The organism is Neotamlana nanhaiensis (assembly GCF_000943555.1).
In the GTDB taxonomy this organism is placed as follows: Bacteria; Bacteroidota; Bacteroidia; order Flavobacteriales; family Flavobacteriaceae; genus Neotamlana; species Neotamlana nanhaiensis.
Genome location: NZ_JTDV01000014.1, coordinates 101858 through 117989 on the forward strand (window position 1 = coordinate 101858; position 16132 = coordinate 117989).

The 16132-nt window shown below is 34.9% G+C and carries 13 protein-coding genes; 8 read left to right on the top strand and 5 right to left on the bottom strand.

Annotated elements, in window-relative coordinates; genetic code table 11:
- The first annotated feature begins 1 nt into the window (after position 1).
- From PK35_RS14240 to PK35_RS14250, 3 genes are read left to right on the top strand one after another with little or no spacing between them, the layout of a single operon-like run.
- Positions 2-883: a sterol desaturase family protein gene (locus PK35_RS14240; protein ID WP_044627236.1), complete on the top strand. Its 882-nt coding sequence runs from the start codon at positions 2-4 to the stop codon at positions 881-883.
- A complete protein-coding gene (locus PK35_RS14245; protein WP_044627237.1) occupies positions 880-1767 on the top strand; it encodes a DUF547 domain-containing protein in 888 nt (295 codons plus the stop codon). Before PK35_RS14240 ends, PK35_RS14245 begins: the two co-directional genes overlap by 4 nt.
- On the top strand, positions 1764-2492 hold the full coding sequence (locus tag PK35_RS14250; protein ID WP_238320925.1) for a TIGR04283 family arsenosugar biosynthesis glycosyltransferase: 729 nt from the start codon (positions 1764-1766) through the stop codon (positions 2490-2492). The genes PK35_RS14245 and PK35_RS14250 overlap by 4 nt, the downstream gene beginning before the upstream one ends.
- A 3-nt stretch (positions 2493-2495) precedes the next feature.
- Here the strand turns inward: PK35_RS14250 and PK35_RS14255 are convergent, their stop codons facing one another.
- Complete coding sequence (locus PK35_RS14255; protein WP_202903836.1) at positions 2496-3224, bottom strand: metallophosphoesterase family protein; 729 nt, start codon at positions 3222-3224, stop codon at positions 2496-2498.
- A complete protein-coding gene (locus PK35_RS14260) occupies positions 3221-4240 on the bottom strand; it encodes a glycoside hydrolase family 113 (RefSeq protein WP_044627239.1) in 1020 nt (339 codons plus the stop codon). The genes PK35_RS14255 and PK35_RS14260 overlap by 4 nt, the downstream gene beginning before the upstream one ends.
- Positions 4241-4360: 120 nt before the next feature.
- Here PK35_RS14260 and PK35_RS14265 point away from each other — a divergent pair, with 120 nt between their 5' ends.
- The 5 genes from PK35_RS14265 to PK35_RS14285 all read left to right on the top strand — a co-directional run bounded on the left by PK35_RS14265 (position 4361) and on the right by PK35_RS14285 (position 9391).
- A complete protein-coding gene (locus PK35_RS14265; RefSeq protein WP_044627240.1) occupies positions 4361-4810 on the top strand; it encodes a hypothetical protein in 450 nt (149 codons plus the stop codon).
- 32 nt (positions 4811-4842) lie between these two features.
- Complete coding sequence (locus tag PK35_RS14270) at positions 4843-5535, top strand: glycosyltransferase family 2 protein (RefSeq protein WP_044627241.1); 693 nt, start codon at positions 4843-4845, stop codon at positions 5533-5535.
- Complete coding sequence (locus tag PK35_RS14275; RefSeq protein ID WP_044627242.1) at positions 5532-7022, top strand: cellulose synthase family protein; 1491 nt, start codon at positions 5532-5534, stop codon at positions 7020-7022. Before PK35_RS14270 ends, PK35_RS14275 begins: the two co-directional genes overlap by 4 nt.
- 154 nt (positions 7023-7176) lie before the next feature.
- Positions 7177-8589 (top strand): MptA/MptB family glycosyltransferase, encoded by a 1413-nt coding sequence (locus PK35_RS14280; RefSeq protein ID WP_044627243.1) that lies wholly within the window; start codon positions 7177-7179, stop codon positions 8587-8589.
- Complete coding sequence (locus tag PK35_RS14285) at positions 8570-9391, top strand: alpha/beta hydrolase (protein ID WP_052826020.1); 822 nt, start codon at positions 8570-8572, stop codon at positions 9389-9391. The genes PK35_RS14280 and PK35_RS14285 overlap by 20 nt, the downstream gene beginning before the upstream one ends.
- 233 nt (positions 9392-9624) lie before the next feature.
- On the opposite strand, the gene PK35_RS14290 is transcribed toward PK35_RS14285, so the two are convergent.
- The 3 genes from PK35_RS14290 to PK35_RS14300 form a co-directional block, all read right to left on the bottom strand.
- Positions 9625-11379, bottom strand: coding sequence for a RagB/SusD family nutrient uptake outer membrane protein (locus tag PK35_RS14290; RefSeq protein WP_044627244.1), 1755 nt, complete (start codon positions 11377-11379; stop codon positions 9625-9627).
- A gap of 111 nt (positions 11380-11490) precedes the next feature.
- On the bottom strand, positions 11491-14655 hold the full coding sequence (locus PK35_RS14295) for a SusC/RagA family TonB-linked outer membrane protein (protein ID WP_044627303.1): 3165 nt from the start codon (positions 14653-14655) through the stop codon (positions 11491-11493).
- Positions 14656-14676: 21 nt separating this feature from the next.
- The gene (locus tag PK35_RS14300) at positions 14677-16131 is read right to left on the bottom strand and encodes a fasciclin domain-containing protein (RefSeq protein ID WP_044627245.1); all 1455 of its coding nucleotides are present in this window, start codon (positions 16129-16131) and stop codon (positions 14677-14679) included.
- Between the last annotated feature and the right edge of the window lies 1 nt (position 16132).

A 16132-nucleotide genomic window follows, 5' to 3' on the forward strand; every position in this document is an offset into this window, starting at 1 on the left:
CATGGAAAAGTATTTAGATATCATAAAAAAATCGTATTCTGGATACTGGAATTACCTAAAACACGAACTTATAAACATTAACCATTGGGATAATTATTTCTACGGATTAATTGTGATATCGCTTGTTGTTTGGGGATTAGAAATTGCATTTCCTTGGCGGAAAAACCAGTCTGTTTTTCGCAAAGATTTTTGGCTTGATACATTTTACATGTTTTTCAACTTTTTCCTATTAAACCTCATCATTCTTATTGCTTTATCGAATACAGTTGCTCAATTTTTTAATGATATTTTAGGTTTATTTAACCTTTCACTTTACAAGTTTCAATTATTTGATATTGACGATTTACCAACATGGCTTGGTTTACTTATTTTCTTTTTGGTTTCTGATTTTGTTCAATGGAACACCCATAGACTATTACACAGGGTACCTTGGCTATGGAATTTTCATAAAGTCCATCACAGCGTTAAGGAAATGGGGTTTGCTGCACACCTGCGCTACCACTGGATGGAACCGGTAGTTTATAAATCTCTACTTTACATCCCTTTGGCTATTATTGGCGGTTTCGATGCTCAAGATGTTGCAATTATCCATTTTTTTAACATCGCCATTGGGCATTTAAATCATGCTAATTTAGGATGGGATTACGGTTTTTTAAAATACATTTTTAATAACCCCAAAATGCATATTTGGCATCATGTAAAACACTTACCAAAGCATGTAAGGCACGGCGTAAATTACGGACTAACCTTAAGCCTTTGGGATTATATTTTTAAAACCAATTACATTCCGCATAATGGCAGAGATATTGAATTAGGTTTTAAAGGCGACGAAAATTTTCCGAAGGATTTTTTACATCAAGAAATGTATCCTTTAAAAAAATGAAACCATTTATAGTTATTTATCTTGTATTGATGTGTTTAGCATGTACTGGAACTAAAAAGGTTCCCGAAGTCAGTCAAAAAAAGCATGCTACAATAGATAGCGTATCGCAAACCGTTATTGATGCTGTTAAAAACACTGAAGCACTAGCAACTCCAAAAAACCTAGTTCAAACTTCAACCCAAGACGCAACACCATTTATCACACCTAAACAAATCCTTAAAAAACGATTTTTAGGCACACACGACCAATGGGATACACTTTTAAAACGACACGTTTCAACCGATGGCAAGGTAAATTACAAAGGTTTTAAAACTGACTATGTTAAACTTTTAAGTTACATAAAAAGTTTACAAGCTACGTACAACGCCGAAGCCTTTCAAGAATTTAACTCCAATCAAAAATTAGCCTTTTGGATAAATGCTTATAACGCTTTTACTATCGATTTAATCCTTCGCCATTACCCGGTAAAAAGTATAAAAGACATTAAAAATCCTTGGGAAGCGCGTTACTGGAAACTCGGTGAAACATGGATTAATTTAAACGAAATAGAACACACTATTTTGCGTAAAATGAACGAACCACGCATACATTTTGCCATTGTTTGCGCATCGGTTTCCTGCCCTAAATTACTAAATGAAGCGTTTAAGGCCGATTCTTTAAACGCGCAATTAACTAAAGCTACAAACGCATTTTTAAACGATTCAACCAAAAACCAAATAACTTCTAACGAATTAAAACTTTCGAAAATATTTAAATGGTTTGCCAAAGATTTTAAAACGAATAATACGGATTTAATAGATTTTTTAAACACCTATTCTGAAGTACAAATAACGCCTCATGTCAAGAAAAGTTATTTAGAGTATAACTGGAGTTTAAATGAATGAATTCAACTTTAAAAAACAAAGTAAATATGCCTACAATAAGCATTATTATTCCGGTTTTAAATGAAGCCGAACATATTAGCAAATTACTTGCGTATCTATTAAACAACGCAAAATCTCCAGAAAATCTTGAAATTTTTGTAGTTGATGGCGGCAGCACCGATGCGACAGTTTCCATAATTAAAGATCTAAACTTAAACCAAGTTAACCTTTTACATGCGGCAAAAGGACGTGCCAAACAAATGAATTTTGGTGCAAAACACGCCAATGGCTCTATTTTATATTTTTTACACGCCGATTCGTATCCGCCAAAACATTTCGATTATTTTATTTTAAATGAAGTTGAAAATGGCAACGAAGCAGGCTGCTTTAAAATGCAATTTAACAGCGACCATTGGTGGCTAAAACTAGCTAGTTGGTTTACTCAATTTAATTTGATGGCTTGTCGAGGTGGCGACCAAAGTCAGTTTATCACCAAATCGCTTTTTAATGCCATTGGTGGTTATAATGAAGCATTTATAATTTACGAAGATTATATTTTAATAAAAACGCTTTACCGCATTAATACGTTTGTGGTAATTCAAAAAAACTTAAAAACATCGGCACGTTTGTATGAAACTCAAGGTGTTTTTAAGCTTCAACGTATATTTTTAACCATTTACTTAAAACGATGGTTAGGCGCCTCGCCCGAAACATTGCATCGTTATTACAAAAAAGCCTTGGCCTAACATTTACTTATTTCTACCTTTTTCGTTAGGATACAAACCTGGTAAATTATCACTTTGTACAAAGGCTTTGGTATCAATATTTATCCCTGTAATTTTCCCTTTAAAAGCGGCGCCAGTATCTACATTCCATACATTAGCGGCATGCATAGGTTCGGACTCATTAAAATTAGTTGTTGGCGTGTGGCCTATAAAAATTTCGGAATAATGCTTTAATCTATTCGGATAAATTACAGCATCCTTGTCGATGGTTTTATCCATGGTCAAAGCCATTTCCCATAGGGTTCGGTCGTAATACAAGGTTTCTTTAACTACTTCCCGTTCCACACCATGCATCGAAGTAAAACCTGCGTGAAGAAACAATCTATTTTTATCATCAAGATAATACATTCGCGTGTTTTCGAAAAACTCTAAATGTATCTTTTTTTGTTCCACCGAATACCCTTCATAACTATCCATAGTTTCTTTACCTCCGTGAATGTACCATGTTGGGTTTACTTCCTTATTTCTAAGCCAGTCTTCGCACCAAACATCATGGTTTCCTTTTATAAATATGCAATTAATAGTTTCAGATAAATCAATTAACAAATCAATAACTTGAGCCGATTCGCTCCAGCCATCAACATAATCGCCCATAAAAATAAGTGTGTCTTCATCTTTTATTTCTAATTTATTTAATACTTGAGTCAGGGCTTTTAAGCCGCCATGTATATCGCCTATTGCAAAGGTTCTCATAATTTATAATGTCGTTTTTTTGCGTATTCGTTTTTAATTAGTGCTTCTACAGGTTTGTTTTGTGGTGTAAACTGATGATTATTTTCTCCGCCAACATCATTGTGATTAACAAACCATTTCCACACAAAACCACCAGCAAACCAAGGCTCGTCCCAAAAGGTTTTAAATAAAGCTTCGGTGGTATTTACTTGTGCTTGCAAATTTACTTGATTCATATCTCGATCGCTAACCCAAGGTTTTCTGCCCGAATAATCTACACTGCGATAACCAAATTCGGTAAACAAAACGGGCTTATTATTTGCTTGCTGAACGGTTAAGATATCGGCTTTATGCTTTTTCCAACCGTGCAAACAAGCTTCAACTGTTGGTGTTTTACTGTCGCTTACTGGAAAATAAGCGTCTATACCTATAAAATCGAGGGCTTCCCAAAACGGTGTTCTGTTAAATTCATTCCAATTGGCGGCATAAGTTAGCTTGCCTTTGTAAATGGCTTTAACCTTTTTAATAAGGCCAAACCAAAATGCTGGTCTGCTATCTACAAATCCTTCTAATTCGGTACCTATACAAAATATTTCGGCATTGGTTTCTTGGGCTACTTCAGCAAATTGTAAAATAAAATCGGTATAAGATGCCTCAAAAACAGCCCATTCTGCTTCGGTTTTCAACTTAATAAACCCAGTAAACATACCACGACCAACCCAAATTTGAGGTTTAACCATGGTTTTAATACCTTCTTTTTTTAACTGAAATATGTACTGTTTTACACCTGTTCGCGTTTCTCCAAACCATTGCCTGTTAGTATTAAACACTATTTCAGGATGATTTAAATCTCGAATAAAACCAAATGGCATAATGGCCGCATAATTGGCATTTAAATTTACAACCGGTTTAATATGCTTTTGATTAACGGAATCGCGATGTGCTACAAAACTAACGCCGTTTATTTTGGTCAACTTCGCTGGCTGCGCGCAACCAACACTTAAAATAAGCAGACAAAACACAAAAATAGCTCTCATGCTAGAAATATACTGTTATATTTTCTGTAAATACCACTATGGTATTTTAAATTTAAATTAAATTGTCGCTGCCTTGAAAGGTTTTTAAGTTTTACAAGACCAAAGCGAAAAACAAAAGTTATGACAAAAAACAGCACGCCACAAGAACCTAACATTTTTAAATGGGCCTTTAAGTTTGCCGCTTCTGCAGGTATTGCAGGAATATTATGCTGTGTAGCTCCCGCGGTATTATTCATGTTCGGATTAATGGGCGGTATTTATGCCATTTCGTTTGCCGATTTCTTTTACGCCGAAGATGGCTCTGTTGGTCTTGGTTCATGGCTACTTCGTGCTGCTGCCGTAATTATTGGTATTTATGGCATTTATATGTTTAGAAAAAAACAAAATCAATGCTCCATAGATCCTAAACGCAAGAAAAAAAACCTGATTTTGGTAACCGTAATTATTATAGTTTTAGGTGTTGGTATCTTTTTAACCCTAGAAAAATGGAGCTCTTGGTATTTCGATAAACACATTGTACCCGCACAACAAGAAGAATACCAACAACAATTAAATAACAATACAAACTAAAATTGTATTTTTGGCGCTGCAAAACAACCCAAATGCCAAAAATTAATGTTATTATCCCTGCTTATAACGAGGCCGCATCCATTGCACTGGTTATACAGCATATTCCTAAAATGGTAGACGAAATTATTGTAGTAAGCAATAATTCTACCGATGCCACCGAGGACAATGCAAAAAAAGCAGGAGCTACCGTTTTAACCGAAAAAAATAAAGGTTATGGTTATGCTTGCCTAAAAGGATTGCATTATATCGCAAAAAAAATCGAAAAACCAGATATTATTGTATTTTTGGACGGTGATTATAGTGATTACCCTGAAGAATTAACCAAAATAGTAGAACCAATAACCAACCAAAATATAGACCTTGTAATAGGCGCTCGGGTAAAAACACTTCGAGAACAAGGTGCTATGACAATTCCACAAGTTTTCGGTAACTGGCTAGCAACCAATCTTATGTCGTTATTTTTTAATGCAAAATTTACCGACTTAGGACCATTTAGAGCCATAAAATACAACAAACTTTTAGCTTTAAATATGGAAGACAAAACCTACGGATGGACAGTTGAGATGCAACTAAAAGCATTAAAACAAAACTTATCGTATACCGAAATACCCGTAAATTACAGAAACAGAATAGGACAATCTAAAGTTTCAGGTACCATAAAAGGTGCTATATTTGCAGGCGTAAAAATACTTGGTTGGATTTTTAAATACAGTATTAAAAAATGATTCTTGAATCTGTTATTATTTTAATTTATTCTATTTCGCTGCTGCTCATATTCATGTATGCCTTAGCACAGTTAAATTTATTATTTAATTATCTAACTTCTAAAAAGGCCGAAGATAATTGTGAAAAATTTAACTTATCAAACCCCAACGAAGTTCCCGTAATTACCATACAGCTTCCTGTTTTTAACGAAATGTATGTTATGGAGCGCTTGCTCGATAATATTGCTGAAATTGATTATCCAAAAGACAAATTAGAGATTCAAGTTTTAGACGACTCTACCGACGAAACCGTTGAAACCACTAAAGCTCACATCGAACAATTACAAGCCACTGGCTTAGACATAAAACACATTACTCGAACCGACCGAAAAGGCTTTAAAGCGGGTGCGTTAAAAGAAGGTTTAGCCATTGCTAAAGGTGAATTTATTGCTATTTTCGACTCCGATTTTCTTCCAAATAAAGACTGGTTATTACGCACCGTACCATACTTTAAAAACGAAAATATTGGCGTTGTTCAAACCCGTTGGGGACACATAAATCGCGATTACTCCATTCTTACAAAAATACAAGCATTTGCACTCGACGCGCATTTTACACTCGAGCAAGTTGGCCGTAATAGTAAAGGTCATTTTATAAACTTTAACGGTACTGCAGGCGTTTGGCGCAAACAATGCATTATCGATGCTGGAAACTGGGAAGGCGACACCCTAACCGAAGACCTCGACTTAAGCTACCGTGCACAACTTAAAAACTGGAAATTTAAATACCTAGAAGATGTTGAAACACCTGCAGAATTACCAGTAGTAATTAGTGCAGCACGTTCGCAACAATTCCGTTGGAATAAAGGTGGCGCCGAAAACTTTCGAAAAATGCTTGGACGCGTCTTAAAATCTCCAAACATTTCGGCAAAAACCAAAATACACGGTTTGCTTCACCTTTTAAACAGTACCATGTTTTTAAACGTATTAATTGTTGGGGTTTTAAGCATCCCAATGCTATACATTAAAAACGAATATGCCCACTTAAAACCATATTTTTACATTATGAGTTTCTTTGTGCTTAGTACCATAATATTTTTTATATGCTACTGGCACATGTATAAAAACATTTACGGCTCTGGCTTTAAAAACTTCTTTAAATACATTGGCATGTTTTTCGTGTTTTTCTCAATAGCTATGGGCTTTTCATTACACAATTCCATTGCCGTTCTCGAAGGACATTTTGGTAAAAAAAGCGAATTTGTACGCACGCCAAAATTCAATTTAAGCAAGTTTAAAGACAACTGGAAAACCAACAAATACATGAAAAAGAACCTTTCCGTAAACGTCGTGTTCGAAGGTTTACTTATGCTCTATTTTGGTTTTGGTATGTATAGCGCGTTTATAGTAGGCAATCAAGGTGGCGATTTTGGGTTATTTCCATTCCATTTAATGCTTTTTGTTGGCTTTGGTTATGTGTTTTTCAAATCGTTAGCATCAAAAGTATAGTGCAAATTTAAAATCAAAATACAACTAACTTGTTGATTTTTTTTGGCGTTTCCCTAAAGGGTCGCGCTTTACACTCATAGTTTTGGCTCGATGCGCGCCTCGCCAAAAGCTAACCGTTGCAATCGCTAACGGAGCTCACAACAAAATTTAAAGTATGTTACTAAACAAAAACTTTATAACAACTTATAAAATTCCGTTATTGTTAGTGCTTGCTTCCATGCTGTTTTATTGGTCTTTTGCCTACAACTTAGTCCGCACCGATTATATAAAACTAGTCACGCTTTACTCGGCATTATTTTACCTGTTTTATAAAATAGTAAACATCTTTAAACAAAACACCAAAGCCTTAACCGCTTTTGCATTTTGTTTTCGTGCCTTTTTTATACTGGCCATCCCAAACCTATCACAAGATTTTTATCGCTTTATTTGGGACGGACGCCTTATTTTTGCAGGTTATAATCCATATTTGTATAGCGTACAAACGTTTTTAGAAAACGATATATTTCCCATTCCTCAAGCCGAAATACTACGCCAAGGTATGGGACAATTAAATGCGAGCCATTTTAGCAATTACCCACCACTAAATCAGCTCTGTTTTTTTTTAGCAGCATTAATTTCAAACCACAACATTTTAGGCTCTGTAATTGTACTTCGTGTTATTATCATTCTAGCCGATTTTGGCACCCTATATTTTGGAAAAAAACTACTAAAAGACTTAAACCTTCCTGAGCATAAAATCTATTGGTATATTTTAAATCCGTTTATAATAATTGAGCTTACTGGAAATTTACATTTCGAAGGTGTCATGATTTTTTTCCTTGTTTGGAGTTTGTACTTATTACAGCAAAAAAAATCGATGCTTGCTGCCTTAACTTTTGCTTGTTCAATTTCAATAAAGCTTTTCCCTTTAATGTTGCTCCCATTATTTTTTCAGTGGTTTATAACTAAAAAAAATCGCAACAACGTAAAGCATTTCAACTTAAAATCACTTAGCTCAAAACTTTTAAAACTAGTATTATTTTACATCATTGTAATTGGTGTTACGTTGCTTCTTTTTCTTCCTTTTTACAATTCTAATTTAATAAGTAACTATACTACAACAACGACTTTATGGTTTAACAATTTCGAGTTCAATGCTAGTCTTTATTACATCGCTAGAGCCATTGGATATAGCTTTCGAGGACATAACGAAATTGCCATAATTGGAAAACTTTCACAAATTATTGTTATCCTTTTTATTATTGCCATTTCCTTTTTCAGAAAAAACCGCACATTACCACAGCTTATTTCTGCTATGTTATTCGTACTATCGTTTTACTTTTTTACAGCAACAACGGTACATCCTTGGTACATTTCAACACTTTTAATACTATCCGTTTTCACCAATTACAAGTTTCCGTTGGTTTGGAGTTATATTATTATTTTAAGTTACTTGGCGTATTTAAATACTAATTCTATGGATAAATCAGAAAATTTATGGGTTATCGCTTTAGAGTATATTGTAGTTTTTAGCGTATTTTTATTTGAAATTTTTAAAAAGAAATCCGTTGACCATAAACTTCTATAAAATATTCAGATTCTTTAAACGTCTTATAATTGTATTAATTAGTCTTTACTTAGTATCGCTAGTCTTTTTATTTTTTAAACAAGAACGCTTCTTTTTCAACCCTAAAATTTTAGACAAAAATTATAAATTCAGCTTTAACGAACCTTTCGAAGAACTTATTATTCCCGTTGAACCAAACATAAATTTAAACGCTGTAAAATTTAAGGCAGAACATTCTAAAGGCATAATTTTATATTTCCATGGCAATGCCGGAGCCATTCACGAATGGGGTACTCGCGCACATTTGTATCTTGAAAATAATTACGATGTCCTGTTTGTTGATTATCGAGGTTACGGAAAAAGTGATGGCGAATACAATAATAGCGACCAACTTTTAAGCGATGCGCAAAAGGTTTATAATTTTGTTAAACAAGATTACAACGAACAAAATATTATTGTATTTGGGTTTTCCTTAGGTTCGGGTTTAGCGTCTTATGTAGCATCAAAAAACACCCCTAAACAACTAATTTTAGGTGCACCTTACTACTCATGGAAAACCTTAATTGCCGACGAAATCGCACCACCTATCCCTAAGTTTATTATGAAATATGACATCCCTTCCTACGAGTTTCTAAAATCGGTATCTTGCCCTATTACAATTTTCTGCGGAACACGAGACTTTTTGGTTAACCCCAAAACCAATGCCGAAAAACTAAAAGCAATCCAACCCGAACAAACAAAACTGTATTACATCACTGATGCTGGACATAATGGATTGCATATTACTAAGCAATATTATGATCTTTTAAAAGATATTTTATAGGGTTAGATGCGAATTACTTATTGAGAACACACCCCTGAATCCCCTCTTTTTAGAGGGAACACTCACACTCTTAATAATTTTATGCAAAATTTTAATAAACACAACAGTTTCCCTCCTAACAAGGAGGGAATAAGGGAGGTGTAAAACACTCAAAAAAAAGGGTTAGATAAAAATCTAACCCCAGCAAAATATAAACTAATGGGAGTAATTACTTAAAACTACTCGTCTCTTATTTATTCTTCTTTCCAAACGAAAGGTAAATACCAATTATTTGCATCCATAAGCTTACTGCGTACTTCTGCTGCTCTTGGGTTTCCTTCGCTTTCTAATTTATTATAAATTTTATCAGCTAAAAAAGCAGGATCGTTTCGACGTAAAGCTACACGAAGTAAATCTGCCCAACGGCTTCCTTCGTAGGCCAACTCTAAACCAGCTTCCTTAATAATGTTATTTTCAATAGAAATTAAACTGTCACCAAATACTTCGGCACGTTCAACATAGGCACGACCACGAATTCCACCATTTCTATGCCAATCACCTCTAAAGTAAGGAAAATCGCCTTGACGTGCATCAAAATCATATGGAAATGGTAAATGTGTTTGTTCAATATCGGTTACATCAACCTGACCATCGACAGTATAGGCTGACTGAATACCGAAGTTCAAGATAGCGTCGGCCAATTTGTGTTGGCTATCGCGGTTAGCAGCTTCAGCATACCTTAAGTGCAATTGTCCAGCACGGTACAAAAACCAATCGCCGTTTCTTTCGAAATCACTAATTGGAATTTGACTTGTAGGATCCAAAAATTTATACAAATATTTCATGATAACAGGTTCGTTATTAATCATATTATACGTGAATTTTTCACCTCTTGCATCATAAGAAAAACCATTACGCTGTGTTTCGCCTTTCCATAGTTCCATCGCATATTCCGATGGTTTTATTAAATAACTTCCAGCTCGATTTGAAAATAAATCGATAAACGGATTTGCAGGTGCAAAATTACTATCGAAAGGCAAAGACCAAATCCATTCTGTATTCCAAAGCACATCTTTTTCTCTTGCAAACATAGATCGCCATCCTTGGGTATTATTATTAACCAACGATCTTGCATCTTGCTCGCGGTAACGTAAATAACCTACAGCTAAGTCGTTATTATTAGCTACATCGGCATATTTTACACGATAAATATCGTATAATGCACTTTGGCTACTACTTGAAGTAGATGTTTCCATTACATTTTTATAATGTGATGCAGCTTCAACATAATTACCCTTCCATAAATTTAAATCGCCTAATAAACACTCTTTATTAATAAAGAATTTCGCAGTATTATACCCATCAACATCAATAACTAAAGTACTGTTTGGGTTATAAGGATTTGTAAAGGGTAAATCTTCAGTAAATGCAACCAATTCATCTAATAACTGAACGAATGTAATTGTATTAGTATCATTTTTAATATCATTTACATTATCAACTGGCTCGGTGATATATGGAATTTCGCCATAATGAATACCTAATTGCAAATACAACCAACTACGGATGTTTCCGATATCGGAATAGCGTTCGTTAAACTCAGTGGTGTCTAAACGGTTATCGTCTGACATAGACTGAAAGTTTTTAAGCGCATCATTACAAAGATTTATAACCTCGTAAAAATCGCGAGGATTCGCATAAGGATTCCCCATAGACACGTCGTGCTCGTTTAATTCTTGCAAATACAAATCGGCATTGTTTGTAGTACTCGCTAAATCGGCACGCAACTCGTTAAGTACAACGTATTTTTCGGCAAGCCCCATAAACTTACCGTAAATACCAATTACGGCAGCATCAGCATCGAAAATATCATTATAAACTTGGTCTTCGTTTAATTTATCTTTAGGATCTACATCGAGGTAATCTTGACATGAATTAAAGCTAAAAACCACGGCTAATGAGGCTGCTAAGATTAATTTATTTCGTGAGTTTTTTATAAATGTTTTCATCTGTTTTTATTTATTGTTTTTCATCGGTCAGATGTTAATTACCATGAATCATTTTTGTTGATATCAACATATTGCTATGGTTCATTTTATATTTATAGTTCTGTTTTTAAATTATAGACCTAAACGTAGTCCTAATTGAAATGATGTAAACTGTGGCATTAAACCAACATCGGTACCTTGACCAAAAATAGACGAGGTCGCACTAAATTCTGGATCGTATCCTAAATAATCTGTTACCGTAAATAAGTTGTTACCTGTGGCATAAACTTTTATGTATTTAACAGTGTTAAAATCTACATCAATATCGTACGAAATCATTAGGGTTTTAAATCTTAAGAAAGAACCATCTTCAATCCATCTGCTTGAAAAATCTGAGTTTCCTAACGGATCGCCCCATGTTGCTCTTGGCACATCGGTTACTTGTCCTTCGGCAACCCAACGGTTATTTACAGCTTTAGTTTGATTTTCGTAACCACTCATTTTTTCAGTATTGTAACGCACCGAATTGTAAATATCGTTTCCTAATGAGTAATTAAATAACGCTGAAACACTTAACCCTTTATAGCTAAAATTAGCACTAATACTTCCTGTTAAGTCTGGGTTTGGATTACCAATAATCTTACGATCGTTATCGTCGATAATATTATCTCCATTTACATCTTCAAACATCATATCACCACCTTGAAACGGAATAAGACTTCCATTTTCTAAACGACGATATAACCCATCGGCATTAGCTGCAGCCGTTGTAGCATACACCCCGTTGGCTTGTAACCCGTAAAACAAGTTAGCATCGTAACCTTCTTGTGTTAAATAAGTAGCGCCACCAAATTGGGTAATAGTATTCTCGTTTGGCATAGTTAATACCTCATTTTTGTAACGTGAAACATTAACGCCTAAATCGAAAGTCATATCGGCAGTATTTATTAGTCTGCCTTGTAAACCAAAATCGAAACCTTTGGTTTGCATACTTCCGTTATTAGCTACTACATAATCGAAACCGCTTGTTGTATTAATGGCTTCGTATGTAATTAAATCGGTCGTTTTGTTTTGAAACACATCAAAAGATGCATTTAAACGTTCGTTGAACAAAGCTAAATCGGCACCCGCATTTAATTTTAAAACAGTTTCATGCTTTAACTCTGGGTTACCAATATTGCTCTTTACCAAACCTTGTAAGCCTAATAAATTTTGAGACACATAAAGTTGTTGAGCTGTATAGTTTCCTATATCGTCGTTTCCACTTATACCTGCACTTGCACGAAGTTTGAATAAGTTGATGAAGCTAGCGTTCTTCAAAAAGCCTTCTGATGACAATAACCACCCTGCTGAAAGCGAAGCCATTGGAGCCAATTGAGCATCTTCACCAAAACGGCTAGAACCATCGTAAGCAGCATTTAAGGTTAAAAAGTACTTATTAATGTAATTGTATTTTGCATTTAAATAAGCGTTATACCATTTCCAATCGCCAATACTTCCGCCAATAATACGTAATAAATTACTACCCGAACCAACCGAGGTAAAATCGTCGGTTGCAGCATTAAAGCCTAATCCTAAATCACTTTCAGATTCGTTTGTTTGCGTTCTTAAACCTAGTTTAACATCGAAATGATTTTTGTAGTTGATTGTTTTAGAAAAATCTAACGAAGTATCGGTATACAAACCATAGTAACGTTGCACCTCACTACCGCTTCGGTTTGTACCAATAGCTGTTGGTAAAATAATATCGGCAACTCCATAATCTGGTATAAAGAAGGTTTCGCGTTCTTTATTAAAATTAAGTCCTGCAATTAAATTTGCTTTTAAGTTTTTACTTATGTCGTACTGAAAATTAAGGTTACCAAAAAAGCGGTAATTTTTATTTACGCCTATGCCATTACTTTGAATAGCTACTGGGTTACTGCTATTAAAAATATCGACATCGGTTAGGTTTGGTGATACTTCGCCATCGCCATTTATAATATTTACACCAACAAAAGGCGATTTGGTTAACGACAAATACATTGGGCTAGTTTTATAAGCTTGCCCTTGATTATTTTGCGTTTCGTTATTATAAATAAACGATAAGTTTGCATTTACAGTAAGTTTATCGGTAAGTCTTAACGCTGCGTTTAACCTCGTATTGTAACGTTTTAAACCCGTGTTTTGCGTTACACCTTCACTATTTAAATACCCAACAGATAAACCGTATTTTGCAATATCGTCACCACCACGTACTTTTAAAAATATGTTTTGGTTAGCACTACTGCTGTAAACTTTGTCTTGCCAATTGGTATTGTTGTGATAGGCATAATAATCTGGATTGCCTTGAATTCTATCGTTCATCCATGGCATACTAGCAATTTGTTGTTGGCTGTCGCCACGTGTTGCTAATAATTGCGATAAATAAGTACGATACTCTCTAGAATTCATAACAGGTAATGCACGCGGATCTTCATTTACGCCGCCATACATAGTAAAATCTATTTTAGTACTTAAATCTACAGGACGTGTCGTTGTAATTACAATTACGCCATTAGCTCCTTTACTACCGTAAATTGAAGCACCATCTTTTAAAACTGTAATATCCTGGATATCTTTAACATCAATCATTGTTAAAGGTGACGACATATTACCTTGTAAAATACCAGAACCATAGTCTTCTTCGTCGTAAATCATACCATCAACCACAATTAAAGGTTTGTTGGTAGCATAAAGCGAGTTAAAGCCTCTAATAGTTAAATAACTTCCGGCGCCAGCCACTCCTGAATTACTTACACTGTTAAGTCCAGCAATACGACCTTGTAAATAATTACCAACGGCATTGTTTACGGCATTACCCCATTGGTCTTGTTTTAAATCGATAACTTGAGCTGCTTCAGCATTTGTGTATTGTAAAGCCTTAGTACCAGATACTTCGGCAGTTTCATAAAATTGCGAATAGTTAGCTTCGTGAAGCGAAATCTCTATTCCTGATTGTTTGTTGTTTAGCGGATAAACTTTAGTTTGATAACCTTCGCCGCTTATAATTAATAATGCATTTAGATGAGGCACATTTATAGAAAAACTTCCATCGTCTTCACTAATGGCTGCCGAAAAATCTTCAACAGCAATATTTATACCCGAGATTCCTTCACCTGTGTTTGCATTTTTTATGAGTCCTTCAATCTTTATACCTTCCTTTTCTGATGCGGTTTCTTGATTAGAATCTGATGAATTTTGCGCATGCAGATTCATGCCAATACCTCCGAAAAGCAATATGCATAATAGACTGGTTAGTTTCAATATTTTGAGCATAATAGTTGGTTTAATAGACATTTATTTAATTACTGGAACTAGTTTTAGATAATCTAAGGTTAATGTATTGGCACCGTTAGATGAAGAGTTCGCTGCTATAAGCGAGATTAAATCGAGGTTTCCAGCTTCTTCAAGGGTAAACTCACCTACGTAAATCTCGTCGTACATATTAACAGGCACTTCGGTATAATCTAAAGTAGCAATGGGGTCTATAATGGTTCCTTCTTCATCAAAAGTACCCCCAAATTGTACACGTTGTTCAAAAGTATTGCTTTGAATGTCGTTTACAGCGCGCCAGTAAACTTGGTACGTTGTGCTATACATATCTCTAGCATTGTAAAAAATAGAGAACAGGTTTACACCGTGATTTTGTACCATAATGTCGTTAAAAGGCACACCATCTAAATCTTCTTTATCTCTGTAATAGGTATTTGCCGCTTTATCACCTTGACTAAAACCAAACGGCTCTTCTCCTTCGAGTTTTGTAGTTAGCAAACGTGTTTCTAAAGGCACATCAAAAGCACTCATAACATAAAGCACTCCGTTACTTAAAAGCACTTCTTCTACAATATTATCGGTATTAATTGGTACTTTAACTTCAAATCGAGAGGTTAAAGTATCTGGTAAATTCTCACGAGCTACAGCTTTGTGGAAAGCATAATCTCTAACCGAAAAATAACTAGCGTACGTTGTGGTAGAATCGGCATTACTTTTTGTTAAATACGGTTCTAATTTTTCTACTTCGGTATTAAAAGCTGCGTCTTCTAATAAGAAAAAAGTATACTTATTTTGCTCGTTATTTAAATTATATACATTTTTCAAATATGAATTCGTTAACGAATCGGCATACATTTCTGGAAGCGCATCGGCCTTTGCAATACTGTCCGATTGATAAATATTAAATTCGGTAAGCGTTTGTGTTATATAGTTACTCATGGCATTACTACCCGACCGCGCATTTAGGTACTCCCAAATGTTTTGTTTTGGCACCAACGCTTTACCAATAATATGGTATAAGCCGTTTGAAGTATACTTATCGATTGTAACAACATTCGCATCGGCTATTACCGAGCCATTTTTAAACTCTAAAAATTTATTTGAAAGCATTTGTACAGTAACTGTATCTTGCTCACTAACCGACGAAAAAGCCGTTAAAGCAATATGATTTTGTACAAAAAGTCTTTTACTTTGGGCATTTGCAAGCGCCGATGCTGGTACTTGAGCCATAGCATCGTTGTTTGGCGCCCAAACCGTATAGGTTTTTGAATTGTTTAAAACGGAATTTAACCCAGTTTCGGTTAATAATTTTCCAAACTCTGATAACTCGGGTACGTTTAATAAACTTTCGCCAAGATTCGCGTTTAAGTTCGAATCTGTAGTTGTGGCACGATCGTCCCAAGGGTCGGAACAGTTTACCACGGTAACAACCAAAGCACCTACAACTAAGATTTTTAATAATTTATGTATTGATATCATT